The organism is Aquimarina addita (assembly GCF_039539305.1).
GTDB lineage: Bacteria > Bacteroidota > Bacteroidia > Flavobacteriales > Flavobacteriaceae > Aquimarina > Aquimarina addita.
The window spans coordinates 55,275-80,555 of the sequence record NZ_BAABCW010000019.1; the positions used below are offsets into that span (position 1 = coordinate 55,275).

Genomic DNA, 25,281 nt, shown 5'->3' on the forward strand with positions numbered 1-25,281 from the left:
TACCCCCTGAAAACAGGGGGTAGGTGTTTCACTATAAACCGCATAGTAAACGTTCTTTTTTTACGATATTTTTGAAGCAAATAATCAAAAGACCAAATAAAAAATAAATTGATTGTACCATTTGAATATCTGTGTATCTCGCTGATACACTTTTTTTTGTTTATTTCTATCTTATTTGTTTACTTTACAGAAAACCGATTAAATGCAAATATTAGATTATAAATTGTCACCAAAAGTGGATAATGCAATCCATATAGCACAATCCATAGCAAAAGAATATTATAATGATGAGTATAATGCTGCACATTTATTAAAAGCACTTTTGCATAAAGATGTGGGATTAAAAGATTTTTTTGATCAAATAGATGGAGATATTTATTACTATGATGACTGGGCAGAGGTTAGAATTGAAGCCCTTCCTAGAGTTGTAAATATTCCCGATGCTATCTCTGGTGATAAATCTATAGAGGCTGTATTTAATGAGGCAGATACAATTAAACTAAAATTAGGAGAAGATGAGATTACTGCTAAAGCGATTTTAATTTCATTATGTACACCAGGAGTTGGGTTTTCCTATGAACAATTAAAGACGTTGCCCCTTAAAGCAGATGAAGTCTTGATTGCCGCTTCACAAAATATTTCCAGTAATGGTACTGCAAGTTCTGGAGCAAGTAAAGCAGCTAACAAAGGGGGAAAGAAGGTAGATTCCGGGATCTTAGATGAATACTGTTTTGATAAAACTTTTGCAGCAAAGAATGAGCAATTAGATGATGTTTTTGGGAGAGATGCAGAGGTAAAAATGATTACTGAGATATTAGGTAGACACTCTAAACCTAATGTTTTAATTACGGGAGAACCAGGAGTTGGTAAAACTGTACTTCTGGACGCATTTGCAGAAGCAGTAGTTCTTGGTAAAGTACCTGAATCCTTAAAAAATGCACAAATTTATGAACTTGATTTTATTAATTTAGTTTCAGGAGCCAGTTATAAAAGTGAAGTAGAAGATCGATTTAAAAAGATTATTGCTGCACTAAAAGAATTTGATAAACCTGTATTGTTAATTGATGAATTAAATAACCTGACAGCAAAAGATAGCGGAAATCAAGGGCTGGTCAATATAGTTAAATCAGAATTGGCAAAAGGAGAAGTAACTTTCATTGCTACAGTTACTAATGATGCCTATAGAAAACATATAGAAACAGACGAAGGGTTGTCGAGAAGATTTGAGATCGTTGCGTTAGAGGAGCCTTCAGAACAAGACGCGCTAAAGATGATTTCTAATACGATTAGTAAATACAAAGAGCATCATAGTTTAGATATCATAGATGACACCATTGCAGAGGCTATTCGTCTTTCTAAAAGGTTTAATAAGGATCGAAGCTTACCTGATGCAGCGATAGATTTGATAGATAGAACTATGTCTGCTTCCAGATATATGATTGAAACTACATCTAATCAAATTGAAGAAATTCGTAAAAACTTAGAAGAAATAGGGGCAAGAGATACTGAAGAAATAAATAAATTTGAAGAGGTTAAGTGGATCTTTGATAATTTAAAAAGTAAGTTTAGCTATCTTTTATTTACAGAATTGAGTGAGGATGAAATGGTACTCGGGACGGAAACATTTGATAATTATAAAGAGAAAATATTAGGGATTCTTAATAGCTTTCTTGATAAATCATCAGAGGACAAAACGTTGATTGATAAAAATGATGTCTCTGCCACGATTGCTAATAAAACAGGTATTCCAGTCGGAAAGTTACAGGCAGATGAAAAAGAACGTTTGCTGACAATGGAGGATACCCTAAAGAAAAGGTTAATCGGTCAGGATCATGCGGTAAAAACTATATCAGCCGCAATTTTAGAATCCAGATCAGGATTAAGTAAGCCAGGCTTACCTACTGGGTCTTTTTTCTTTACCGGACCTACGGGTACGGGTAAAACAGAATTAGCCAAGTCACTTGCAGAATTTTTATTTCAGACAGAAGATGCTATTCTTAGATTTGATATGTCAGAGTTTAAAGAAGAACATTCTGCTGCCTTATTATATGGAGCACCTCCGGGATATGTGGGTTATGAAGAAGGAGGGTTACTGGTTAATAAAATTAGACAAAAGCCATATTCTATAGTATTATTTGATGAAATAGAAAAGGCACATCCATCTGTATTTGATATATTTTTACAGATTCTGGATGAAGGAAAGTTAAATGACAGATTAGGTAAGACCGGAGATTTTTCTAATGCAGTTATATTATTCACTTCTAATATAGGTAGTGATCATGTAGTGCAATCTTTTAATGAAGGAGATGTTCCAAAATCGTCAGATCTATTAGAGATTATGGGAAGACATTTTAGACCAGAATTTTTAGGTAGACTAACAGAAATAGTTCCATTTGCACCTATTACAAAAGAAAATGTAGTAAAAATCTTTAATATTCAATTAAAGGATCTGCATAAAGCCTTAAATAAACAAGAGGTCACTTTAGAATTAACAGAAGCGGCACAGGAATTTCTTGCTTATAAAGGATTTACACCAAAATACGGTGCGAGACCATTAAGAGGAGTCATCAGAAACGATTTAAGAGGGCCACTTGCTAAAATGTTAATTACAGGAAAAATAGGAAAAGGAAGTAAGGTTTCTCTGGATGTCAAAGATGATGAAATGCAATGGTCATACGAATAAAAGTATGATCCAAAAATAAATTTAGTATATTTATAATTCACAATCATTATATTAATAGAAAGTATGAGCAGTAACAGTTATGGATTAGGAGGAACAGAAGTAAAAACTGATGCCAGTGAGGCAATCATGGAAATCGGGCAAAATAAAACACTTCTTGTTCAGAAATTAACAAATGATCAGGCAATTAAGCCTAAGATAATTAGTGGTTTGACCAGTATTGATGATGTTTTTGAAAATTACAAACCTGCCGTTGAAGTGGATTTTGAAAATTCTGATGGAGTAGAGAGTAAGGAAGAACTGAAGTTCAAACACGTGGGAGATTTTGGCAAAAAAGGTATTATTAATCAGAGTAAATATCTGAGTGATTTGGACACAGAAAAGGATCAATACCTGAAAGTTGTAAAACAACTTAAATCCAATAAAATCTTAAAAACAGCTTTAGCAGATCCAGACGCTAAAGAGGCATTATTAAGATCAATACAATCATTATTAGCAGAGTTACAACAAGGTTAAAAGATATATAATAAATGGCAGCAGGAAAACAAGCTCAGGAAGCTATTAAAATAGAAAATCCAGCAAAAGAACTAAGAATAAACGAAGAAAAATTAGCTAAATACGGTGGATTTGATTTGTTAGAAGCGTGTATTGACGATGTACAAAATATGAATCCAGAGCGTAAAGCTCGTAAAAAGATTTTTCTTACAGAGTCAACAAAAAAATTAGAAAGAGAAAAATTGCAGAAGACATTGGAGATTTGGGGAGATATCCTTTCTTCATCGGATGATCTTTCTGTTATGGTAGATGAATCAGAAAAACGTTCTGAGATTGCCGCAAAATCTTTACAAAAGAACTTGGGTGCGGCATTAGAGCAAACCAGAGAACTGGAACAATCATATCGATCTGTAGCCTTATTTTTCAAAAATACAGAGTCTCAAAAAGTTAAGAATATCAATATAATGAATGCTGAATTGGAGCAGTTAAAGGATCTGGATAATACCAGGTTTATTGATGCAATTCAGGAAGAATTAGTACAGGGATATGATCGATTAGATTTAAGAGATAATTATGGTATATTGGTTATTCCGGGTTATTTAGGATCTAATAAGGTGATAGAGAAATGGGCAAAAATAGCACATGAAAATAAAGTAATGATGATTACTGATTTTGAGCATCTTGATGAGCCGGATGATGTAATGGAAATGTTTGAGGCTGCTAATCTTACCGGTGGTGATAAATACAGGTCTAATGTTATGATGGCATGTAATTGGCTGGTAGGAAGAGGAAAGCATGATGAAGTAGGAGAAGAAGATGATCTTTTTGTTCCACCATCAAGTGCACTGGCAGGTCAGGTATATAGAACATTGATGTCTCAGGTAGCAGCAGGTAAAAAGCATGGGGGAATTAATGAAGTTGATGGAGTTCGTTTTGATCTTAAAAAGAGTGAAATTTCTCAATTAGAGAAATTAGGTCTGGTTCCTATGGTAAATGAATATGGAAAAGTAATGGCATTTTCTGCAAAGACATTATTTAATGGAGACAACCTGGGATTACAAACATATTCTGTAGTTCGTGTATTCGATTACGTGACTAAAGTATTGATGGACTTTCTTAATAGGAGAGCTTTCGAAAACTTTAATGCTAGAACACGTAAAGAATTAATGGGGCAGATTGTTAAGTTCCTTGATGAGATAACAGGACCGGATCAATTAATAGAAGATTTCTCAATCAAGCGTTTTGAGCAAGATCCTAATCAAAAAGATAGAGTTTTCTTAGATATTCATATGAAACCATATTTCCCTGCAAAGAATTTCATGATTAAGATGGATGGTCAGAAGGGTGATGATGGTACGGATTGGGATTCTGATTACGAACAACAATAGATAGATCACACTTTATTGAAATATATGGAAAACGAGTATCAGTTTTTGATGCTCGTTTTTTTTGTCTATTTATCAAGAATAAGTAAAATAAATAGTACAATAATTTAAGTTAAAGTATAATTTGTTGAGGTGTATTGAAATATCGAAGCAATACTTTTGAAAATGATTTTATAAAATAAAGTGACTTTTCATTTGTGAAAAAACACGAAGTGAATGTTAAGTTTCGCAAAGGTTACGCAGTAGTACTCTCTATTTCATTCTTCACAAGAATGCTAGAAAATGATTTATTAAACCTGCTCTTTTAATTTGCCAATGGTAGATATAAGTTTTTTGAAATTCACAGGTTTAGAAAAATATTTGTCAAAGCCTACATTTCTAAACCTTTGTTCATCTCCAGGCATAGCATATGCAGTTACTGCATACATTGGTATATTTTTAAGAACATCCATTTTTTTAAATCGTTGTAAAAGTTCACATCCATCCATTTGATTTAAACCCAAGTTAATGTCAACAAGAATTAAATCCAGTGTTGATTCTTTCACTACTTTAAGGGCGGTAAGTCCATTTTCTGCTATAATTATATTGGATGCATTTTTAGAAAGCATTTTTTGCATTACCATAGCATTTATCTTATTGTCTTCTACGTAAAGTATATTCATACGATCAGTTGTTTTTATGCAATATAATAGTAAATTTTGTTCCCTTATTTACTTTACTTTCTATTTTAATTTTGCCTCCAAGAATTTCTATATATCTTTTAGATAGACTTAACCCAATCCCTGTACCTTCATATTTTCTGCTTAATCCAATACTTTCCTGTATAAATGGATCAAATATCTTCCGTATATTTTTTTTGTCAATTCCAATTCCGGTATCAGTAATATAAATATAAATTTTTTCTTTTTCAGATTTTATCTTTACAATTATTTCACCGGTTTCAGTATACTTAATTGCATTATGTATAATATTATTTAATGCAGAACTGAATATACTTTCATCAATATTAGCGGTAGGGCAGCTTTCATCCAATTCTAGCAGATATGATAGATTTTTAGAACGTGCCATATGGCGATATTCCCGATATGATGTTTCTACAGAATAATTCATATCGATTTCTACGTAGTTTAGATTTTTTTTCAATGTATCTATTTCGCTATAATGAGATAGATTATTGATGGTTTTAAGAAGTCTTTCTTTACTTTCTTCCAGATAGTTTAGTAGTTTCTCTCTTTCCTCTGGCTTCTCTTCATTTGATAAAAGTAAATTAGCGATTGTAATAATACCATTGAGGGGAGTTCTTATTTCATGGCTAAAATTTGAGAGGATATTTGATTTAAGGGTGCTGAGTTCTTGTTCTTTAATGTGAGCCTCTTTGATAGAAAGTTCAGCAGATTTTCTTTCTGTTATATCATGAAAACTGACCAGAATAGAATTAATTTTTTTTTGATTATTAAATATAGGAGTATATTTAGACTCCAGCCATTGTACACTGCCTTTGTAAGTAATTCGTTCGATTTCTTTTTTAACAACAATACCTTTTAGCGCTTCATTAAATTCGTGGGCAAAGGTGTTTTTGAAATTGAGAGGCATTACATCAATAAAAAATGAAGGTGTAGCCATAGGGTCGACATTAAAATCTCTTTTTATGATTTTTAATGAATCTTTATCAGACATTAAAATAATGCCTTTAGTATCTAGTAGAACTGTATAAGCGAAGCCATTGTTAACCATGGCTTGTAGTCTGCTTTGGTTTTCAATGATAAGTTGTTCATTTATTTTTTTCTGATGAATATCTATAAGGTTACCAATCATGCGAATAGTGTTACCTTTTTGATTTTTCTTTCTATAGCCATAGACTTCATAATGCCTGTAACCTCCATCCAGATGCTTAAGCCTAAAATGATTTAAATAATGATGTCCTTTCTTTTCTAGGTTAGAAAGATGCCTATGTAATGCTTCTTCTGCATCATCAGGATGGATCATTTTTCTGAACTCTTTTTCTGGAACAAAATCAATATTAATAGGTAATCCTAGCATCTTTCTAAAATCTTTACTATAAAAAACAACGTTAGTTTCGATCAGATGATCAAAAAGTCCAGATCTTATACCCTTTAGTGCTAAGTGTTTGGTTTCTTCATTTTGTTTAAGTTTTTCGATAGTATGATAACGTTCTGTTACATCTTCAAAACTTCCATTTACAAAAATAACTTTATTCTTATTTATAACAGGAACTCCTATAACTCGCACCCATTTTTCAACACCTTTTTTTGTAATTAAACGTTCTGTATAATCAAAAATCTCTTTTGTTTTTAAAAGCCTCTCTATACTATCCCGTACTCTTTGTCTAGAATCAGGATGATAATAGTTGATAGCCTGCTCTAAGGTAATATCTATTCCTGGCTCGAGATCGTGAAGGAGATAGCACTCTTCTGAGAAAAATATAAATTCATTATCAGGATTATAATGCCAGGCACCTGTGCGTGTTAATTTTGATATTCGTGATAATAGGTCGTGTTCGGCATGCTCCTCTGTAACATCAATCCCGAAAGCATAAACTTTATCATCAAAATAGGAGAAATCAAATTTTATTGAAAGTATTTTTTTTGAAACCATGATAGCGAACCTAAAAGTTTCGTTTGCCTGCGGATGATTTTGCGTAAGTGAAGTAATTAGATGATTAAATGTGGAGATATCTTCATCCAACATGAACTCTGTCAATGTTGTACCTATAATTCTTTCTTCAGGTATCGAAAATAATTGTTTACACCGACGATTTATTTTATGGATTTTTCCGCTTTTGTCCAATATTATGTGGACGAGAGAAGTCATATCTAATAATGTGAGAAGTTCATCGTTGGTAAATGCCATAAAAAGAGATTATTCTTTTTTAAAGTTACAAAAATGATTTTGAAAGTACTATTAATTTTAAGTTTTGCTTAATTAAGATTGCATTTATACTTTTCTATTAAATTATACCCTGATCTATAGCTATTTGAGAATGAATCTTTTTTTGAAAATTTTGATGATGAAAGATTCTCAAATAAACCACCTTTTATTGGTCTCAGATAAGGGCTCGAAACTCTGCTATTTTATTGCAGAACTATAGTAATGCTAAAAAATCTATTCATTTGCATATATGAGTTCAAATGTATGGAAAGGTTCACAAAGTATAAGTCGTTTAACCTGTCATATTATGAGGTCAACAAGTATAGATATAATGTTCTGACTGTTTATACTCAGATTCGTTATCGAGAGCGTCTTATCCGAGTTTTGAGGCACAGAGTATTTAAGTTATAAAGGGAGTTGTGAATTCAGATCCTGTTCATATGCAGATAGAGTATGCACCCAAACTCAATGTTAGTTCTATTGTTAAAAGTTTAATAGGTAGGTTATCTCGATTACTTAAGCAGGAGTTTTTTTATTGAAAAAGCTATTTTTGGGCAAGTTACCAGAAAGGAAAAAGCAAAAGTTAAATACGTATTTGTTTTTCTGTTATTAATATAATGTTTATACTAATTATTAATCCTGCCCTAAATAAATTTATGGCATATGAAATAGAATAATTTTACAAACCTAATCGCCGATTTTAGTTAAGTCTCAAAAAAGAACCTCCTTGCAAATATTGGTTTGGCGGCGGTTGTTCTTTTTGAAAAGGATTATCGAGCCATTTATGTAAATCAACTTTGATAAAGATATTAAGTCTAATAAAAGCTACTAAATTAGACAGGTATCAAGGATGTTTTGCTTGAGTTTTCAACTCTTTTAGGATAAGTATGAAAATCAGTGCGATCCAGATTTGTATCATAAACGCATTTTGGGTGGTTTTAATAAAAGATTTGATGTGTAATATTTTATATCTCTAAAAAACATTTCTAATCCCATCTGGCTTTGTAGAGCTCGGTTATAGTGTTTGCTGCCCCAAGACATTTCCTCAATAGTTTGTTTGTTTTATCATCTCATAAGGCTACTCTTCGATGTATTCTTGGGCATTTCTCTTTGGTTTTGTTGCCTGTACGTTCTATGATCTCATCTTTTAAGAGGTGTTGATGTCTATTTTTGGATAATTCTAGCTCTTTGATAGTCTAGAAGTTTATGTTGCTTTTATATCTGACCACAAAATATGAGCCGCTGTTGTATCAAACATTTAATATCGAAAAACCATTGTAGAACCTATTGGCGACAATAACAATTCCTTTTAAAAGAGGAATATATTGCACTCCTTTATTATCAGCTGTTTTTCTATCTATTATATTTACGTATGAGGGTAAATGCACGTCATAATCAAGTAGGGTATGCATTTTTACTGCTTCATTCTTAGTCTTGTATTTTACCCAATCGAACAAGCTTAAGCAAAGACTTATCGTGGTACCATCTAATAGATAAATCTTTAATTTTATCTCAAACTTAGTACGCTTCATTTGAGACTGCTATCCCAAATTTTCTAAAAGAACATAGTAATAATCTTTAAAAAACTCCCAACTGCTTTTTTTATTCTGATAGCTCAGGGTAGATTTAGACGGAGCTTTGAGTATAACTAAATGATTAAAATTAGCTGTTGCAGAACGCAGCCCATTACTTATATCATGAACGGATTGACTTTTGGCAAATTGACAGAACAATATCGAAACCATATGAGACCAACTAGTAAATCCCTTTTTATATCTATCACTTTGGTATGAATCAACTAACTTTATGGATCTTGATTTATCTAGTTTGCTGACTATTTGAGAAAAGAAAGTTACATTTAGCATCGGAGAAAGGTGTTTTTTGCGCTGCACCACAATGGTAATTTTGAGGAACAAATTTTTCTTTCTCTTTTTTAATTATTTAGGACGCTAATGATTTGGGTACTCAGATTTTTTATGGGATTATTAATATCGAAACCATAAATGGAGATTATACAGATACTATAACAAATCCTGATTTCTTTAAAAAATCATTACTACCCGTGGCACCTTTAAAAAAGTATTTTCATCAGAAGTATGAAAAGGGTAACTCTGAGTATGATCGTATTCCGGATTTTAGAAACCAACTATTATGGATGCCTGATGTGAGTGTTAAGGATAAAAAGGTAGTAGTAGACTTTTTTACTTCTGATGTTACAGGAGATTTCGAAATTAGTTTAGAAGGTTTTACAGAGAACGGGAAGTCAGTTACCTCTAAAGCATACTTTAAGGTAGAGTAAATTTCACTAAATTAAAAAGGGTAGCGGCATAAATAATGGAGCTTACTGGTTATAGCACAAATTAGGTATACGAAGTAATTTTTATTTTCTAGAAGCGTATAGTCCCACAAAAGGACCAATTGCAAGACAAACAAAAACATAGGTGGGATCTATTAGTTGTGCTAGAAACGAAATTAATTGTATGCTAATAATAGTAATAGCAAACCCAATGCAATTAACGATAGTGAGCGCTGTTCCTCGTAGCTCTGGAGGAGAGACAGCGGCAACTAAAGTTGAAAATTGTGGTGAATCAGAGATAACCATCATACCCCAGATGCATAATATAGTTAAGAAAAATGTACTCGGTAATTGAAATAGTATTGGAGAACAAATGCATAAAATACCTGAGATCAGCAATGAATTTCTGGCTACTTTTTTACTTCCGGTTTTTAATGAAATATAACCTCCCAGAATACAGGAGAAGAAACCAATGCCGATAATAATAAATGACCAAAGGGAAATTGGAACGCCCATTTGTTGTTTTGCAGCATAAGTTTTTAATAACAAAGGAACAAAGCCCCAAAAAGCATACAGTTCCCACATATGTCCAAAATATCCAAATGCAGCTCTTCTAAATCCGGGGATATTAAAAAGTTCAGTGACAACCCCTAATTGAAGTTTGGATACCGGCTTTCTGTAAGGTCCGTTAGGAACCAGAAAAAATACGAGTAAGCCTCCTGTTACAGCTAATAAGCTGGTAGATTGTATAATTAGTTTATAATTACTATTCCATGCTAATTCTTTAATGAGATGAGGTAAAGCGGTGCCTAATACCAATGCCCCCACTAAATAACCTAAAGCTTTTCCTAACCCATCTTTATAATAATCGGATGCTATTTTCATGCCTACAGGATAAATACCAGCTAAGAAAAAACCAGTGCCAAAACGAGCTATTAAAATATTAAACACTGTAGTATTAGGAACGAGAAGTAAAATGTTACAAATACTTCCTAAAATTGCTGATATTAAAAATACACGAGATGGAGAAAAACGGTCTACTAAAGTAAGCAGAGCAAATGTTAATGTTCCTATTATAAACCCTAATTGAACGGAAGAAATTAGGTACCCTAATAAATCGAATTTTACATTAAATTGAATAGCAAGATCATCAATCACAACATTGCCTGCGAACCACAAAGAGGTGCAGAAAAATTGGGCAATAATAATAACAGGAAGTATATAGTATTTTTGTTTCAGTATTGTTGTTTTTGGCATGGATTCATTCAAAAATAGGTAAAAGTGATTGTGTTAACAAGATAAATGAATCTTTTTTGTACGCTTAAATCAATGTAATCAGTGAGTATAGCGATGGATTATGTTAGTATTTTTTCCCTTTTTCTGAGGAATAACAACAAAACCTGAAATTTACAAACGTAAATATAAAACTACAATACCTATCTACTATCTAATTGCGTTTTTAAAATCAATCCCGGCATAAGCCGGGATGATGAGGGGACAATATTCTTTATATTAAATATGCAGTTAAGCAACAAATTCTTTTAGTAATTCGTGTACTTTATCTGTGCCTTCTACATAATATTTAGCGACTGTTTTTTTAAGTCCTACTTTTACTGTATATGCGGAATCAGGTAATTCTTTAAACATGTATTCATCTGTCCAGTCATCACCAATTGCAAAAATAAAATCATAGTTATTTTCAATTAACATTTTAGAAGCAGATTTTCCTTTATTAACACCACTCACTTTAATTTCCAATACTTTATCACCTTCCAGAATTTCTAAATTATGGTTAGATATAAGGTGCTGTACTGTTGTTTTTAGTTCAATTGCTCTTTTCTTTCCAAGATCCGGATCTACATTTCTAAAATGCCAAGCTAAGGAATAGTTTTTTTCTTCCACCAGAGATCCAGGAGTGCGATCAGTATAAGATTCTAAAACAGGAGCTATAGATTCAAACCATGTATTGTCAATCCTTTCCAGCAGCTCCCAGTCAGTATCTTTTTCTTTAAGCCAAGCCCCATGCTCAGTAATTAGTGTATACTCTTTGTGGCCAAACCAATCATTAAATGTCTTTTTATCTCTTCCGGTAATAATTACTAATTTAGTTTTTGGGTCTTTATGAAGTGCATCCAGAATGTTAAAAATCTTTTGTGTTGGTTTAGCATTTTCAGGAATTTTTTCAAAAGGAGCTAGGGTTCCATCATAATCCAGAAACAGAATTCTTTTCTGAGAAGCAGAAAAATCAGTAATAAGTTTTTCTTTAGTAGTACCCGATAATTTTTTTAATGAGAATTTTTTTAAGGTAGCTTGGGTACCTTCGAGAGCTTCCATGAAATCATTTGCCCATTTTTCAACATTATACCTTTTTAAACGTTTTTGTAGCGCAGTATTTCTTTTTATTTGCTCTTCTTCAGGCATTTCTAATGCCATTTTTATAGTATCTGCAATCTCTTCAAAGTTATTTGGATTAATGATTAAAGCTTCACTCATTTCTTTGGACGCTCCTGTCATTTCACTTAGAATTAATACACCCTTCTTATCTACACGGGATGCGATATATTCTTTTGCAACTAAGTTCATGCCATCACGTATAGGAGTTAATAAAGCTACCTCACTGGAGGTATATAAATCTATCAGGTTTTCAAAAGGCATAGAACGATAAAAATACCAGATAGGTGTCCAGCTAACTTCTGCAAACTTACCATTGATTCTGCCTACTAATTGATCAATTTCGTTTTTTAGAATTTGATATTGAGGTACATCAGACCTAGAAGGTACTGCTAGCATAACAAGTCTTGCCTTTCCTTTAAATTGAGGGTATTTATCCAGAAAATATTCAAAAGCCCTTAGACGATTAGCAATACCTTTTGTGTAATCTAATCGATCAATCGACAGTATTAATTTTGCTTTATTACCACCAGTTAGATGTTTATCAATCTCTTGCTGTATTTCTGTTTTTTCTTTTTTCTCTTTATCGTTATGATGCTGTGCGGCATCATGAAATTTATCATAATCAATTCCCATAGGAAATGAATCTACTTTTACTATTCTATTATCAAAATGGACATTGTTAAAATTAATTTCATGACCTAAAATACGTTGTGTTGAACTTAGAAAATGTCGCTCATAATCATAAGTATGAAAACCAATAAGATCTGCACCCAGCATTCCTTTTAATAAAGCTTCTCTACAAGGGATTGTTCTAAAAACTTCATAAGAAGGAAAGGGGATATGTAAAAAGAAACCTATAGTTACATCGGGTTTTTTCTTGCGAATCATTTCTGGTAATAATAATAATTGATAATCGTGTACCCATATAGAATCACCTTCTTCTAAATTATCGATTACTACATCAGCGAATTTTTGATTTACAGATTGATAGGTTTCCCATGTCTCTTTCTCGAAAGAAGTATATTCCATAAAATAATGAAATAAAGGCCATAATGCATTATTACTAAAACCATAATAAAAGCCATCCACTTCTGCCTCTGTTAAAGAAACGCCTACACATTGATGCTTTTTCAAAGCGTTTTTTACTAGTATTTCTGATTTGGAGTCTAAATTTTCGTCAGTTAGCCCGCTCCAGCCTACCCAAATACTGTCACTTCCTGAATGTACGGATTTCATTCCTGTTGCTAATCCTCCAACACTTGGTATTGCTGTAATGGAATTATTGTTAATTTCTAATTGTAAGGGTAGTCTATTTGAGATTATGATAGTTTTACTCATTTAACAGTTTAAAATTGGTTTACTATTTATGGATTTTGTTAATTTACGGTAATTAGATTACATAGACATACATTTAAAAGAACTTTATAATTTATGAATAATTTGGACTACGGAATCATAGGAAATTGTATTAGTGCTGCATTGATTTCTAAAACAGGTTCACTGGATTGGTGTTGTTTACCAAACTTTGATTCATCCTCGGTTTTTGCTAAAATTTTAGATGAAGAAAAAGGAGGAGCTTTTGAGATTCTAGTGTCTGATGATTATACAACCACTCAGAAATATATCAAAAAAACTAATATTTTAGTGACAAAATTTAGTAATGGTACAGATACTTTTGAATGTATCGATTTTATGCCAAGATATAAAAATGATGATGGTTCTTTTTATGCTCCATCTGATATCATTCGATATATAAAATTAATTTCGGGAACACCTGTATTTAGGGTTAATTATGCTCCTAGATTAGAATATGCTAAAGAAGAAACACGTGTGATGGCAAAACCACGTTTTATTAAGAGCATTACTGAAAAAGATAAATATGATACCTTATATCTTTATTCTGATTTAGATTTTAAAAAAATTATCAATTCTGAAGAAATTGTTTTAAAAGAACATGCTTATTTTCTGATTAGCTATCACGAAAAAATATTAGAACAGTCTATAGAAAGAAGTTATCTTAAACTACAACGTACTAGAGTTTACTGGTTAAACTGGAGTGAAAAAACCACTTCTTATAAGTTATATAATGATCAGATTTTACGTAGTGCGTTAGTACTTAAATTATTGAGTTATGAAAAATCAGGAGCTGTTTTGGCAGCAGCTACAACTTCTTTACCAGAAACTATAGGAGAAGTTCGTAATTGGGATTACAGGTTTTGCTGGATTCGTGATGCTTCTATGGTCATTAAGGTAATTTCTAACCTTGGTCATAAGCGTTTAGCAGAACGTTTTTTACAATTCATAATTGATATTATACCCGATAAGGACGAGAAAATACAAATTATGTATGGTATCAATGGCGAAAAAGAGTTGACAGAAATAACCTTGGATCATTTAAGCGGTTATAAAAATTCACAACCTGTCCGTATTGGTAATGCTGCATATCATCAAAAACAAAATGATATTTATGGTATCTTAATGGATGTTATTTATCAGCAGGTTTTAAAATTTGATAGTGAAGTAGATAATATTGAAGGTCTGTGGACTATTAGTAAAAGTATTGTTCATATCGTAAATGTAAATTGGGAAAAGCCGGATAAAGGTATTTGGGAATTTAGAACAGAAGAACGGCATTTTACTTTTTCTAAGCTATTATGCTGGGTGGCGGTAGATAGAGCGATAAAAATCGGAAAGCTAATTAATAAAACCGGAAAAAATAAAAAGTGGATCGTACTACGTGATAAGATATACGATGATATCTATAAAAACTCCTGGAATGAGGAAGTACAGGCGTATACGCAATCCTACGGTTCATCTGATCTGGATGCATCTACTTTATTAATGGAATCGTATGGATTTATCGATGCAATGGATCCAAGATTTATCAATACTGTAAAAGCTACAGAAAAAGAATTATGTAACGATGGTCTGATGTATCGTTATAAGAATAAAGATGACTTTGGATTACCTTCTTCTTCATTTACTATCTGTAGTTTTTGGTTTATTAATAGTTTGTACAAAATAGGAGAGAAGGAAAAATCAAGAAAATTGTTTGATCAATTACTTTCTTATAGCAATCATTTAGGGTTATTTAGCGAGGATATTGATTTTGAATCAAAGCGATTGCTAGGTAATTTTCCACAGGCATATTCTCATTTAGCATTAATAGAAACAGCAGCTAATTTTTCTGGTGGTATTACTAAAGAAGAAAAATTAATGGAAACTATTCATCATTAGATTTTATTACCTGCTTTTCCAGATAAACACGTGATTTGGGGATGCTTTCGGGATAGTTTTCTTGAATAAAACGAACTAATTTTTCTCGGACATGTACTCTTAAGTCCCAAGCAGTGGGTGAGTCCTTTGCGCTCATTAATGCGCGTATTTCCACAGTATCGCGTTTTGCATCGGTTACTTGTAATACATTCACTTCTCTATCCCAAAGTGGTGTTTCTTCAAGAATTGAAGTAAGTTGATTGCGTAATGCTTCAATATTCATTTTATAATCTGTATGAATAAAAACAGTACCCATAATTTCTGATGTTTGACGTGTCCAGTTTTGAAATGGCTTTTCAATAAAATAAGTAGTGGGCACAACCAACCTTCTTTTATCCCAGATTTTAATAACCACATATGTCAATGTGATCTCCTCTATAGTGCCCCATTCTCCTTCTACGATTACAACATCGTCTAACCGGATTGGTTGTGTAAAGGCAATTTGTATCCCTGCGAGTAATGTTCCCAAAGCTTTCTGTGCTGAAAATCCGACAATGATACCAGCGACTCCTGCAGAGGTTAACATACTGATCCCGATACTACGTATATTATCAAAACTCATCAAACCTATAGCAATGGCAAATAAAACAATAATAAAAATGATGACTCGCTCTAGAATATTAAATTGAGTATAAACTTTTCGTGCTTTAAGATTGTCTGTCGCATCAACATCATATCGATCAACAATTTCTTTTTTTAAAATTTTAATAGAAACGATGATTCCCCAAGTAATTGAAATGATATATAAAACAGTACTGATAGATTTTGCATAATCAACCGCTTCTGAAGGTACATACGAACTTAGTAAGCTCACCCTAAGAGTTGTGGCAAGAAGAAATAAGAATAAGGGGATTTTTACCCGATTACTAAATCGTAAGGGTAATAAATATTTAGAACTTGCACCTATTTTTTTAAGGAGTAAACTTATACCAAAATATAAAATAACTAATAAAATAAAACCAATAGCCAAATGTTTTGTCAAGCCTTTGTCAAGAAGTAAAAGTAAATACATAGAATCGTTTGTTACAAAACTACGGGGATCACAGGATTGATGTTGTTAAGATTTTGCAAAACTATTAGAAAGAATAAGGCGACAAAAGTGACTAAAACGATGTAGTTTATAACTAATAAAATTATAAGTATTCAGATCAGATCGGTATGGAGCAAAGATTTTTACGATATGATCTTTGTTGTGATTATTCTACTAGTAAAATAGTACCAAAAATATCAGCATTAATCCAGCCCTGATTTTTATCTTCTCCCGGAACAAAAACAGAGCCCATAAAGTTTTCTCTTTCTTTACTTTGATCATTATCGTTGTAGGCGATTGCAAAACCTATTTTCTGGTTCTTAGTAAGTACTAATGGATCATTTGTTTTTCCTTCTTCATATGTGTCATCAAATACAGATACCTCAAATTCCCAGATAGATACATCTCCTTTTGTAGTCCGTTTAGTGATCACATGACTATTATGAAGTATCGGCTGTTGATTAACGTCTAAATCTACAACGTTTCCATCAAGCGCTACATGGTAAGCAAATGCATTATTATTAAATTGGTGTTCTCCTCCGGAATTATCTGCATCTATAAAAATTTCTACACAATCATTATCCCACCATTGTACCAATGGATCTTTGTATGAATTAGAAATAATATCATCTTTAATTTCTACCAAAATATATAGCGCGTCTGGTGTCCAGGAAATTTTATAACGTCCAAAATAATCCTTCAATGTAGGTTGATCACCAATCCATAATTGATCAATGGCATACCATTTTGTTTCTTTCCAAATAGGGTCGTCCATACTTCCATCCATATTGGGTGCGATGACCGCTTTCTTTACTTCACGAAGCTGATGATCTTTTTTACGCTGTTGAGGTATAGTACTATCTTCCTGCAATACAGCGATAACATCTTTTGTATTCGTTTTTGTTTCTTTTTTGCAACAGATAGTGAGTGTTACAATGCATAAGAAAATGAATGTTCTTTTCACAAGGATTTGTTTTTATAATCTTAAACTGATGGTAAGATATTAAAAAGAATCATTCTTACGCGAATGAATATCGAAAGTTAAGATTTTATAAAGTATTTTGATACGATTAAAATAGCAGAATTATTCGTATTTCTTCATTAATTGGTGTTTTGTAGACTATTATATACAATTGTTCAGGTAATCAGATCAGGCTATATTGGTACTCTTTATCATTACTCCATAGTGAGGTTGGCGTCAAACCAAAACTCTTGATTTTTTTGCCTGTTTTCCTGAGAGGGTCTTTCTCCACCGCCAGAAGCTCCACCGCCAGATCTTCCTGAGCCTCCACGTCCTTGGCCACCTCCGCCAGGAGGGCCACCTTGACCGCCACTACCTCTGGACTGACCATTCCCTATATTCATTTGCGATCTGCCTCCAGATGGTCCATCTGATTCCTTGTCAGTAGCATTATGACCAATAAGAACACCAATAGATAATTTGGATAAATCTTTTTTAGAATTCGTATTGATTTTTTCTTTTGGAATGCGAAGCATGTAATGAATTTGTTCTAATGAATCCGTTGAAAATGATACATCAATATCCAAGTTGTTTAAAGCTGTATTAAATTCTTTTACCTCTTCAAAGTAACTATACATCGCTTTTTGTGATAAATCTTCTAGTATTTTAGTAACATCTGGTTTTTCTCGTTCTTCCATCTCCTGATTTTCTTCTTTCTGACCGGACCGATCTCTTTTTGGTGGTTTCTTTTCTTCATTGAATGGATAGGTAACATATACATTTTTCTTCTTTTTTCCTTTAATATCAAAAAAAACAGTAACTCCCTGATGAAGCATAGGCTTTAGGATAGCAGGATCAGTTGTGCTTGCAGTAACATAAACATAATTAGAATCATCAAAAGTTTTATATATAATATTGTTATCCAGTACTTGCGTTGTATCAGTAACTATGACTTTATCCAATGCTGCTTGAATTTTTAAAAATGGGATAAAAAAGAGTACAATTATGATATGCCTTATCGATGGGTGTATGTAAGTTGACATTGCTTTTTTATTTAGAATTAGATGGATTTATTTTATTCCTATTATTTCTTATGCATTTATACCTATGCAAAGTTTTAGGTTATTTATAATACGATCTCTTACGTCACAAAATATTTTTGGATAATGAAACTTATGTGATTGTATTTTGTTTTCTGTATTTGTTTCTTGTCTGCTTATAGAAAACACAGATGTTTTTATAGAGTCCCCTTTTCTTATGATCCAGCTTATTTCATAATACTTGATAATAGTAAAACTTTCAGTTGAAATATTGATGCTAACAGGGTTATTATAATGTGAAAACAAATTAAATTCATCCTGTGTAATATCTGTTTTTGAAATCTCATTCGGTATTTCCATAGAACTATTTTATTTTCATAAATAGACTATAAGTTTATGAAAAAGTTCTGGGATGACAGGATATTTTCAGTGAATTAAAGATGATTTTAAGTGAAATTTATGTTTCATCAAGGTCAAACTCAATTTTATGAATTAGTTAAGAGTATAAACAAATGATTATGGTACTTTCTTGTTTTAAAACAACCTTTAGTCTTTTAGCAAATGTAATTAACCTTATAATTAGAGAAGTATTTTATTCCTTTAGCCATAAATAAGTTTTATCAATATTATTTATTAATAGAACTCTTTGAGACTATGCCTAAGATGTAGCGCATACAATGAGTGTAAAGGAGTCTTGATTCTTATAATAAAGCGGTCTTGTTTTGATACCTCGTACTCTTGGGTCGAGATAGTTGATTTTTCTATTTTCCAAAATACGTGTTATTTGGATATAATAAATTGATTCAATACAGCACAGAAGTTAATTACTTAGCATCCGGATGCAAATCAGAATAAGTACTAAATATTTTATTTATAAATCAAAATAAGTTTTTGATGTTAAGTTTACAGAAAAATCAGAATCAACTGCTGATTCCTGATTGACTCGCTTTTTTTCTAAAATAGACATTTTAGGATCATTGTAAACTAGTTTATCCAAATAGTAAAACTTGATTTTATTTTTCATAATAAGAGGTTTTAAGTTTGTATTCAAGCTAAAATGTTAATAAAAAAGATTAGATGATTAAATTATTTAGTAATACTTACTAATGTAATATGTATGTAGGGAATTTTAGAAATAGTAATGAATGTTTTCTGTGGATACCATTTGGTTTTCAGTGAGTTGTGTTTTCTAGATGTTTAGTTATTTGATGTATTTAAAGAACTTATATAAAAACTACAGTAAAATCTGCTAGGATAAACATTTTTACTGCAGTATAAGACCGTCTTGATAATAGTGTCATATATCTTTCAGGTTAGAAAGTTTCCTGTTGTTATATATAGTTTTGAAACTACTGATTTCTTCCAGCATTATATTATAAGTTTATGATCTCAAAGGCGGTTCTTTCATTAATTGAGGATCCATTGCTTGTATTTATTTGACCAAATCCAAGCTCAGAAATACAGTATCCTATCGGTATAATGGTAGAAGTTACTTGTGGACATTCTGTTTTGTCTAATAAGTAACGAGTGGATATAAATGGTTTGATTCCATAAGCATCATAAGTGTCATCATAGTCAATCTCGAATAGATTTATTGGGCTAAAAGATGTTGAATTAAACCCAGGAGCATAAAATCCAGAAGTTCCATTTAAATATTTATTGTTATTACCAATAAAAGTAACTTGTCCTGTGTCAAAAGTGATCATAGTAAAAGTTTCCCAAGTTCCGATTTGTGTTCTGCTTAACGTTATAGAGCCAATGCCGTTTTCTGAACTTACATACAGATTACTGGCTACTCCTTTAATAGCAATCGGTTCTCTAGAGACTTCTGTAACATTGATACCACTGGCATTGTATACTAGTTTTGTGGCTTTTTCCTCTATCTCTGTTTTTGTAGCTGTTTCTTGGATAGATTCTTCTGAAGATTCTGTGTCACAGGAGGTAAATAAGATACCAGTCATTGCAAAGACTAAACTGAGAATTGAAAATTTAAAATAATTTTTCATTGTAAATGGTTTTAAGTGAATATTTGTATCTAATTTTTGTATTTGTGGTTAGAAATACATGAATTTATAAAAAAGAAATTAAAAGAAAGCTTAAATCTTTTATTTAATTTCTTTTATCAAAAAAAAAGTTTTGTTTAATTATTTCTCCCATGATTAAGTTAATTATTAGTTAATAAAGACAGCTTACGAAATTTTTTGCGGAAAATAATTATTTAAATTATATTGTCATGAGCATCGTCTAGCGATAAAGTCAATATATTAAATGAGATTTTTAAAAAGTTAGAGTCCTTTGGTGAATCATGGTTTTATCGATGTACTTCTTTTATTTTATAGATGTTTATATGAATAGCAGAGATCTATAAGTATAATTCCTTCTGATTTTTTCTAATACTTCATAGAATAAAGTAACACTAGATCTAAAATTTTAGATCATATAGGTAACGGATTACTTTTTTGATATAAGTAGTAATAATTAAGGTTGTATCTCAAAATATCATTAATATGAATAGTTTTCTATAATTTCCGATGAAATTACTGCATAAAAGCACAAATTATACTACTGGTATATACACAATGCAGTATTTTTTATAAATAGGTTTTTAATTACAATTTTAAGATAATAAAATAGTTAATAGACTCGAGACTTTAAGCCTTAACTTTTAGAAAGCAGTCTGTTTGTTTTTAAGAAAAATGAATGGTATATGTTAGAAAAAAGGTATTTTTATTTACCCTAAACTAAAAATAAAGACGCACTACCTTGTAACCCAAATTTCTTATGATTTTATTTTTAAAAATCCTTAATAATTTATTTGCTTTTTTTCTGTGTTTTATTTTTTCTGCTTCTGCTCAGAAAATAGAAGATTCTATCGCTCGAGAAAAATTATATAAGGATTTTCAGGTTTGTCTTAATACATATGGTGCAGAAGGATATGCTAACCATCATAGAATGCTCAAAAAAGCCTTAGAGTTATCTTACTTAGAGGTGGAACTAGGATGTTACACTGCTTTATCCAAAGATCATGTTTTTGGATTAAATGAACAAAACTTTGATAGTGTCATTTATTATTTTGATAGGTTTGAGTCTAGAGTGGCTACCTTAGACAGTACCGTATTAAAAAAAGAGAATATATCAAATAGAATGGCGGTATATTATGATAACAAAGGATACTTATTAGGTGATATGTTTGGATTGCACGAATTAGAGCTAGAATCTTACCTGAAAGCAGAGCCATATTTAAATAAAAATGATGTTAGGTATCAAACATATCATGATTTCTATCTTACTTTTTGGTATAATGAAAAAGGTAAATATGATACGTCACTAAAGCTTTTAAGTAATCGATTAAAAGATACTCTTAATATGGTTGACCTTACTAAAATTCATCTTTTTCAAAGAATAGGTAATGTTTATCGTAAAAAAAACATGCCAGAACAAAGTATTTTTTATGATAGTAAAGCCATGGTATTAATAAAAAAAATGAATGATGCAGATGATATTAGAGATCATAAAATAAATATGGCTTATAATTACTTTCTTTTAGGAGATACGCAAAAAGCAATTGATTCAATTTTAGTACTTAGAGAAGTTCTTAAAACTGCTGAACAAGGTCGTTTAAAGGGGCTAGCCAATACAGCAGAATATCTGAGTCAGTTTTATTATAGTCTTGGTGATATAAATAAAACCATGTTTTATGCTCAGAAGATTGTAGATGATAACTCTAACAGTAATAAAGTCATTCGTTCACTAGAACTACTTGCTAAATGTGCTATGAAGAAAAAAGAATATCAATCTGCTATAGATTTTTATAAAAAAAGGGATAGAGTTGTTGATAGTATACATAGCTTAGAAAAAGATTTAGTTCTCAAATATAGTGCTGCCAATATGAAATTGATGAGACAGAAACAAATCAATCAGAATATTGTACAAGAAAACCAACTATTGGAAGAGAATAATGAAAAACAAAAGCTATATTTTGCGATAATAGGTTGTTTTCTAATCAGTTTATTATTATTGTTTGCAGGAATATTTGCTTATAAAAAGTATAAACAAAGCAAAAAAGAAGTATTTGCTCTTAAAGCTAATGAAAAAGAATTATTACAAGAGCAAATTCGTTTACGTGATAATGAATTGGATGCAACCGCTATCGCACTTTCTCAAAGAGTAGAAGTGCTAAATGTGATTAAAGGAGAATTGGATACCATAAAAGATAATAACCCTAAGCTGGTAGCGGTAAACAGAACTATTAATGACCTTATTCAGTCCTCATCAGATATAGCATTAATAACAGAAAAAATTGAATCTCAATATCCAGCATTAACTATTAATCTCAAAAGTAAACATCCCGAACTTTCTGATACTGAGATTAGATATTGCCTACTTACTAAACTTAAATTATCTGTGAAGGAGACCGCTACAATTCTTAATGTTGCTCCTGATACGGTAAAAACAAGCAGAAGCAGACTCAAAAAGAAAATGAATATTCCTCCAGAAATATCGCTCAAAGAATATCTTGATAAAATTCATGTACAAACTACTTAATATAAGCAATGCAGTTCTGTATAGCATGTAGTCTGTTTAAAAAACGGATATAGTGATGAAATTAATTAAGTAATTTTTCCTTCTTATTAATTGATAATTATAAAAATGTGATCACCATGCTTTATTGTTAAGTTGTGGTAACATAAAATTATTGATTCATAATGAAATTATGTTTAAACCTAAATTAAACCTTTTTGGAATAGTCATGTCTAAGTACATGAACATTTAAATTTTTGAAAAATGAATTACACAAAACTTATATTCTTATTTCTTTTAGGAGCTTTTATTTTTATATCATCTTGTAGTAGCGATGATGATTCTTGTACAGAAACCACATGGTATGAGGATGCTGATGGTGACGGATTGGGAAATCCAGATGTAAGTTTGACTGCCTGTGACCAACCAGAGGATTATGTAGAAGATAATACGGACACAGATGATTCAGGTAGTTCCACTTCTGGAGGTAGTACTCCTTTATCAGCATTTGACGAGTTTAACCCAGATGCGGTTACTGTTTCGTATGATGGGGATGAAATTACTATTGAATCAAATGGGGTGCCTAACCATACATCTCCATATTGGGAGGAAACCAATCCATTATATATAGAACCCGTAGTGGCGGTCGCTTTGACTCCTGGTCGTATAGGTGGTGATCGTAGCTTTGTTCTTACAGTTTCTTCTACACCAGAACTAGCTACTACAAGTTCAGCAACAGGATTAGGTGCTATTGGTATTTCTGTAACGGGTGTTCCAATTTTTAATGATCAGGAAGGTAATAACAGACCCATAGAAGAATTGATTATAGAAACATTTGATTATGCAGGTGCTCACAATGGACCTTCTGGCTATCACTATCACATAGAGTCTTCTGATGTTCCTGAAAATACAACACTTTCTTTCGATGATGAAAAATTGATAGGAATCATGTCAGATGGTTTTTTAATTTACGGAAGACGAGAAATGGATGGCTCTTATCCTACTGATTTAGACGAATCAGGAGGGCATTTTGGTGTGACACAACATAGTGACGGTGAAGAATTTTATCATTACCATATTATTAATGAATACTATTTAGGAACTGTAATAGCTCTTTTTGCTGTTGATCTACAGGGTAATCCTAATGCTATTATGTAACGAATCCAAATTGGATGATTAATTGAAAAGAAACCACCATTCTGATTTTCTTCTGATTTGGAATGGTTTCTTTTTAGATACATATAGAAATTAAAATCAATTCAATGAAAACATTTTTTTACTTGCTTTTGTTTGTAAACTTTCTATTAATAGGATGCTCTGAACAAAAGGAAAAATCATTAGCAAATGTTAATACAGATCTCTTTCTGGACATACCGGATACATTAGCGATAAAATCAGCACTACATTATAATCATAAAGCATCGTTATGGACACTTAATGATATACCTTATTCTGGATTTGCTGTAAGTTATTATCCCGATAATAGTTTGAAGGAAAAGTTTGGAATCTTAGAAGGTAAAAAGCAAAATAAATATATTCAATGGTATCCTGACGGGCATTTTAAAAATGTTACAAACTATCAAAAAGGGAAATTACATGGAGAAAAAAAGATATGGTCATCAGATTCAACTCACTTGTTATTAGCACATTTTAATTATCAGAAAGGCAAAGCACATGGAGAGCAGAAGAAATGGTACCCTACAGGTGAGCTTTTTAAAAAGTTAAACTTGAATCAAGGAAAAGAAGAAGGTATACAGCAAGCATTTAGAAAAAATGGTGTTGTATATGCAAACTACGAAGCAAGGAATGGAAGAATTTTTGGTTTAAAAAAAGCGGCTCTTTGTTATGGGCTAGAGGAAGAAAGTGCTCCATACTCAAAGTGATATAATTCTTAGTGTTTTATTTAGTTCTATTAATAAAATCAGAGATTTTGTGATCTATTGATATTGTCTTTACAACTTAGTAGAGTTCTTTAATTGGCTGATTTGTAATCGAAAATGGAAATGTATATCTAAAGTTTTAGAAATATAAATAAACACTCTAAAATCAATTAACGCTATTCTGCTAAATTTTTAGATTTAATTCAGGTTACGTATATATTTTTCCACTTTGTTTAAGGTATTGTATATGTAAAAAATAGAGATGCCAATGATACTAATCATTGGCATCTCTGTTTTTTTTACTATTCTTTTATTTCTTAATTAGTTTCCTGGTATATGTTTGGTTCTCATTAGATACTTTTACCAGATACAACCCTGTTGATAATCTACGACTATCTATAGTGGTTGAGCCATCTTCTATAGTGCCAGAGAGT

General features: G+C 31.6%; 22 protein-coding genes. 9 read left to right on the top strand and 13 right to left on the bottom strand.

Features of this window, described 5'->3' with window-relative positions:
* Positions 1 to 202 precede the first annotated feature (202 nt).
* The 3 genes from ABD816_RS18030 (at position 203) to ABD816_RS18040 (ending at position 4,563) form a co-directional block, all read left to right on the top strand.
* Positions 203 to 2,683 carry an ATP-dependent Clp protease ATP-binding subunit gene (locus ABD816_RS18030; protein ID WP_344929765.1) on the top strand — a complete coding sequence of 827 codons (2,481 nt, stop codon included), beginning with the start codon at positions 203 to 205 and terminating at the stop codon, positions 2,681 to 2,683.
* A gap of 63 nt (positions 2,684 to 2,746) precedes the next feature.
* A complete protein-coding gene (locus ABD816_RS18035; protein WP_344929767.1) occupies positions 2,747 to 3,196 on the top strand; it encodes a hypothetical protein in 450 nt (149 codons plus the stop codon).
* A 14-nt stretch (positions 3,197 to 3,210) separates the two neighbouring features.
* Positions 3,211 to 4,563, top strand: a complete 1,353-nt coding sequence (locus ABD816_RS18040; protein WP_344929769.1) for a DUF5458 family protein — start codon at positions 3,211 to 3,213, stop codon at positions 4,561 to 4,563.
* Positions 4,564 to 4,850: 287 nt separating this feature from the next.
* Here ABD816_RS18040 and ABD816_RS18045 read toward each other — a convergent pair whose 3' ends face one another.
* Together ABD816_RS18045 and ABD816_RS18050 are read right to left on the bottom strand one after the other, a co-directional pair.
* On the bottom strand, positions 4,851 to 5,222 hold the full coding sequence (locus ABD816_RS18045; protein ID WP_344929770.1) for a response regulator: 372 nt from the start codon (positions 5,220 to 5,222) through the stop codon (positions 4,851 to 4,853).
* Positions 5,223 to 5,226: 4 nt separating this feature from the next.
* Positions 5,227 to 7,431 carry a PAS domain-containing protein gene (locus tag ABD816_RS18050; RefSeq protein ID WP_344929771.1) on the bottom strand — a complete coding sequence of 735 codons (2,205 nt, stop codon included), beginning with the start codon at positions 7,429 to 7,431 and terminating at the stop codon, positions 5,227 to 5,229.
* Positions 7,432 to 7,868: 437 nt separating this feature from the next.
* On the opposite strand from ABD816_RS18050, the gene ABD816_RS22330 reads away from it, so the two are divergent.
* Positions 7,869 to 7,988, top strand: a complete 120-nt coding sequence (locus ABD816_RS22330) for a transposase (RefSeq protein ID WP_425549125.1) — start codon at positions 7,869 to 7,871, stop codon at positions 7,986 to 7,988.
* A gap of 711 nt (positions 7,989 to 8,699) precedes the next feature.
* On the opposite strand, the gene ABD816_RS18055 is transcribed toward ABD816_RS22330, so the two are convergent.
* Positions 8,700 to 8,981, bottom strand: a complete 282-nt coding sequence (locus ABD816_RS18055) for a hypothetical protein (protein WP_344929773.1) — start codon at positions 8,979 to 8,981, stop codon at positions 8,700 to 8,702.
* 9 nt (positions 8,982 to 8,990) lie between these two features.
* Positions 8,991 to 9,314, bottom strand: coding sequence for a DUF4372 domain-containing protein (locus ABD816_RS18060; protein WP_344929775.1), 324 nt, complete (start codon positions 9,312 to 9,314; stop codon positions 8,991 to 8,993).
* A gap of 92 nt (positions 9,315 to 9,406) precedes the next feature.
* Between ABD816_RS18060 and ABD816_RS18065 the strand changes: the two genes are divergently transcribed.
* Positions 9,407 to 9,748 (top strand): hypothetical protein, encoded by a 342-nt coding sequence (locus ABD816_RS18065; RefSeq protein ID WP_344929776.1) that lies wholly within the window; start codon positions 9,407 to 9,409, stop codon positions 9,746 to 9,748.
* Between the two features lie 81 nt (positions 9,749 to 9,829).
* On the opposite strand, the gene ABD816_RS18070 is transcribed toward ABD816_RS18065, so the two are convergent.
* On the bottom strand, positions 9,830 to 11,002 hold the full coding sequence (locus tag ABD816_RS18070; protein ID WP_344929778.1) for an MFS transporter: 1,173 nt from the start codon (positions 11,000 to 11,002) through the stop codon (positions 9,830 to 9,832).
* Between the two features lie 267 nt (positions 11,003 to 11,269).
* The gene (locus ABD816_RS18075) at positions 11,270 to 13,477 is read right to left on the bottom strand and encodes a bifunctional alpha,alpha-trehalose-phosphate synthase (UDP-forming)/trehalose-phosphatase (RefSeq protein ID WP_344929780.1); all 2,208 of its coding nucleotides are present in this window, start codon (positions 13,475 to 13,477) and stop codon (positions 11,270 to 11,272) included.
* A gap of 93 nt (positions 13,478 to 13,570) precedes the next feature.
* Between ABD816_RS18075 and ABD816_RS18080 the strand changes: the two genes are divergently transcribed.
* A complete protein-coding gene (locus ABD816_RS18080) occupies positions 13,571 to 15,376 on the top strand; it encodes a glycoside hydrolase family 15 protein (protein WP_344929781.1) in 1,806 nt (601 codons plus the stop codon).
* Here ABD816_RS18080 and ABD816_RS18085 read toward each other — a convergent pair.
* The 6 genes from ABD816_RS18085 to ABD816_RS18110 form a co-directional block, all read right to left on the bottom strand.
* Positions 15,363 to 16,427, bottom strand: a complete 1,065-nt coding sequence (locus ABD816_RS18085; protein WP_344929782.1) for a mechanosensitive ion channel family protein — start codon at positions 16,425 to 16,427, stop codon at positions 15,363 to 15,365. The genes ABD816_RS18080 and ABD816_RS18085 overlap by 14 nt on opposite strands.
* A gap of 184 nt (positions 16,428 to 16,611) precedes the next feature.
* Positions 16,612 to 17,409 (bottom strand): sugar-binding protein, encoded by a 798-nt coding sequence (locus ABD816_RS18090; RefSeq protein WP_344929783.1) that lies wholly within the window; start codon positions 17,407 to 17,409, stop codon positions 16,612 to 16,614.
* A 212-nt stretch (positions 17,410 to 17,621) separates the two neighbouring features.
* Positions 17,622 to 18,449: a hypothetical protein gene (locus tag ABD816_RS18095; protein ID WP_344929784.1), complete on the bottom strand. Its 828-nt coding sequence runs from the start codon at positions 18,447 to 18,449 to the stop codon at positions 17,622 to 17,624.
* A 48-nt stretch (positions 18,450 to 18,497) separates the two neighbouring features.
* Positions 18,498 to 18,806, bottom strand: coding sequence for a hypothetical protein (locus ABD816_RS18100; RefSeq protein ID WP_344929785.1), 309 nt, complete (start codon positions 18,804 to 18,806; stop codon positions 18,498 to 18,500).
* Between the two features lie 511 nt (positions 18,807 to 19,317).
* Positions 19,318 to 19,470 carry a hypothetical protein gene (locus ABD816_RS18105; RefSeq protein ID WP_344929786.1) on the bottom strand — a complete coding sequence of 51 codons (153 nt, stop codon included), beginning with the start codon at positions 19,468 to 19,470 and terminating at the stop codon, positions 19,318 to 19,320.
* A gap of 349 nt (positions 19,471 to 19,819) precedes the next feature.
* Entirely contained in the window at positions 19,820 to 20,452 is a 633-nt protein-coding gene (locus tag ABD816_RS18110) for a hypothetical protein (RefSeq protein ID WP_344929788.1), read from the bottom strand.
* Positions 20,453 to 21,227: 775 nt separating this feature from the next.
* Between ABD816_RS18110 and ABD816_RS18115 the strand changes: the two genes are divergently transcribed.
* The 3 genes from ABD816_RS18115 to ABD816_RS18125 all read left to right on the top strand — a co-directional run bounded on the left by ABD816_RS18115 (position 21,228) and on the right by ABD816_RS18125 (position 24,850).
* Complete coding sequence (locus tag ABD816_RS18115; protein WP_344929789.1) at positions 21,228 to 22,991, top strand: tetratricopeptide repeat protein; 1,764 nt, start codon at positions 21,228 to 21,230, stop codon at positions 22,989 to 22,991.
* 240 nt (positions 22,992 to 23,231) lie between these two features.
* A complete protein-coding gene (locus tag ABD816_RS18120; protein ID WP_344929791.1) occupies positions 23,232 to 24,125 on the top strand; it encodes a YHYH protein in 894 nt (297 codons plus the stop codon).
* Positions 24,126 to 24,229: 104 nt separating this feature from the next.
* Positions 24,230 to 24,850: a toxin-antitoxin system YwqK family antitoxin gene (locus tag ABD816_RS18125; RefSeq protein ID WP_344929792.1), complete on the top strand. Its 621-nt coding sequence runs from the start codon at positions 24,230 to 24,232 to the stop codon at positions 24,848 to 24,850.
* Between the two features lie 307 nt (positions 24,851 to 25,157).
* Here ABD816_RS18125 and ABD816_RS22335 read toward each other — a convergent pair whose 3' ends face one another.
* Entirely contained in the window at positions 25,158 to 25,268 is a 111-nt protein-coding gene (locus tag ABD816_RS22335) for a T9SS type A sorting domain-containing protein (RefSeq protein ID WP_425549126.1), read from the bottom strand.
* Positions 25,269 to 25,281: the final 13 nt, after the last annotated feature.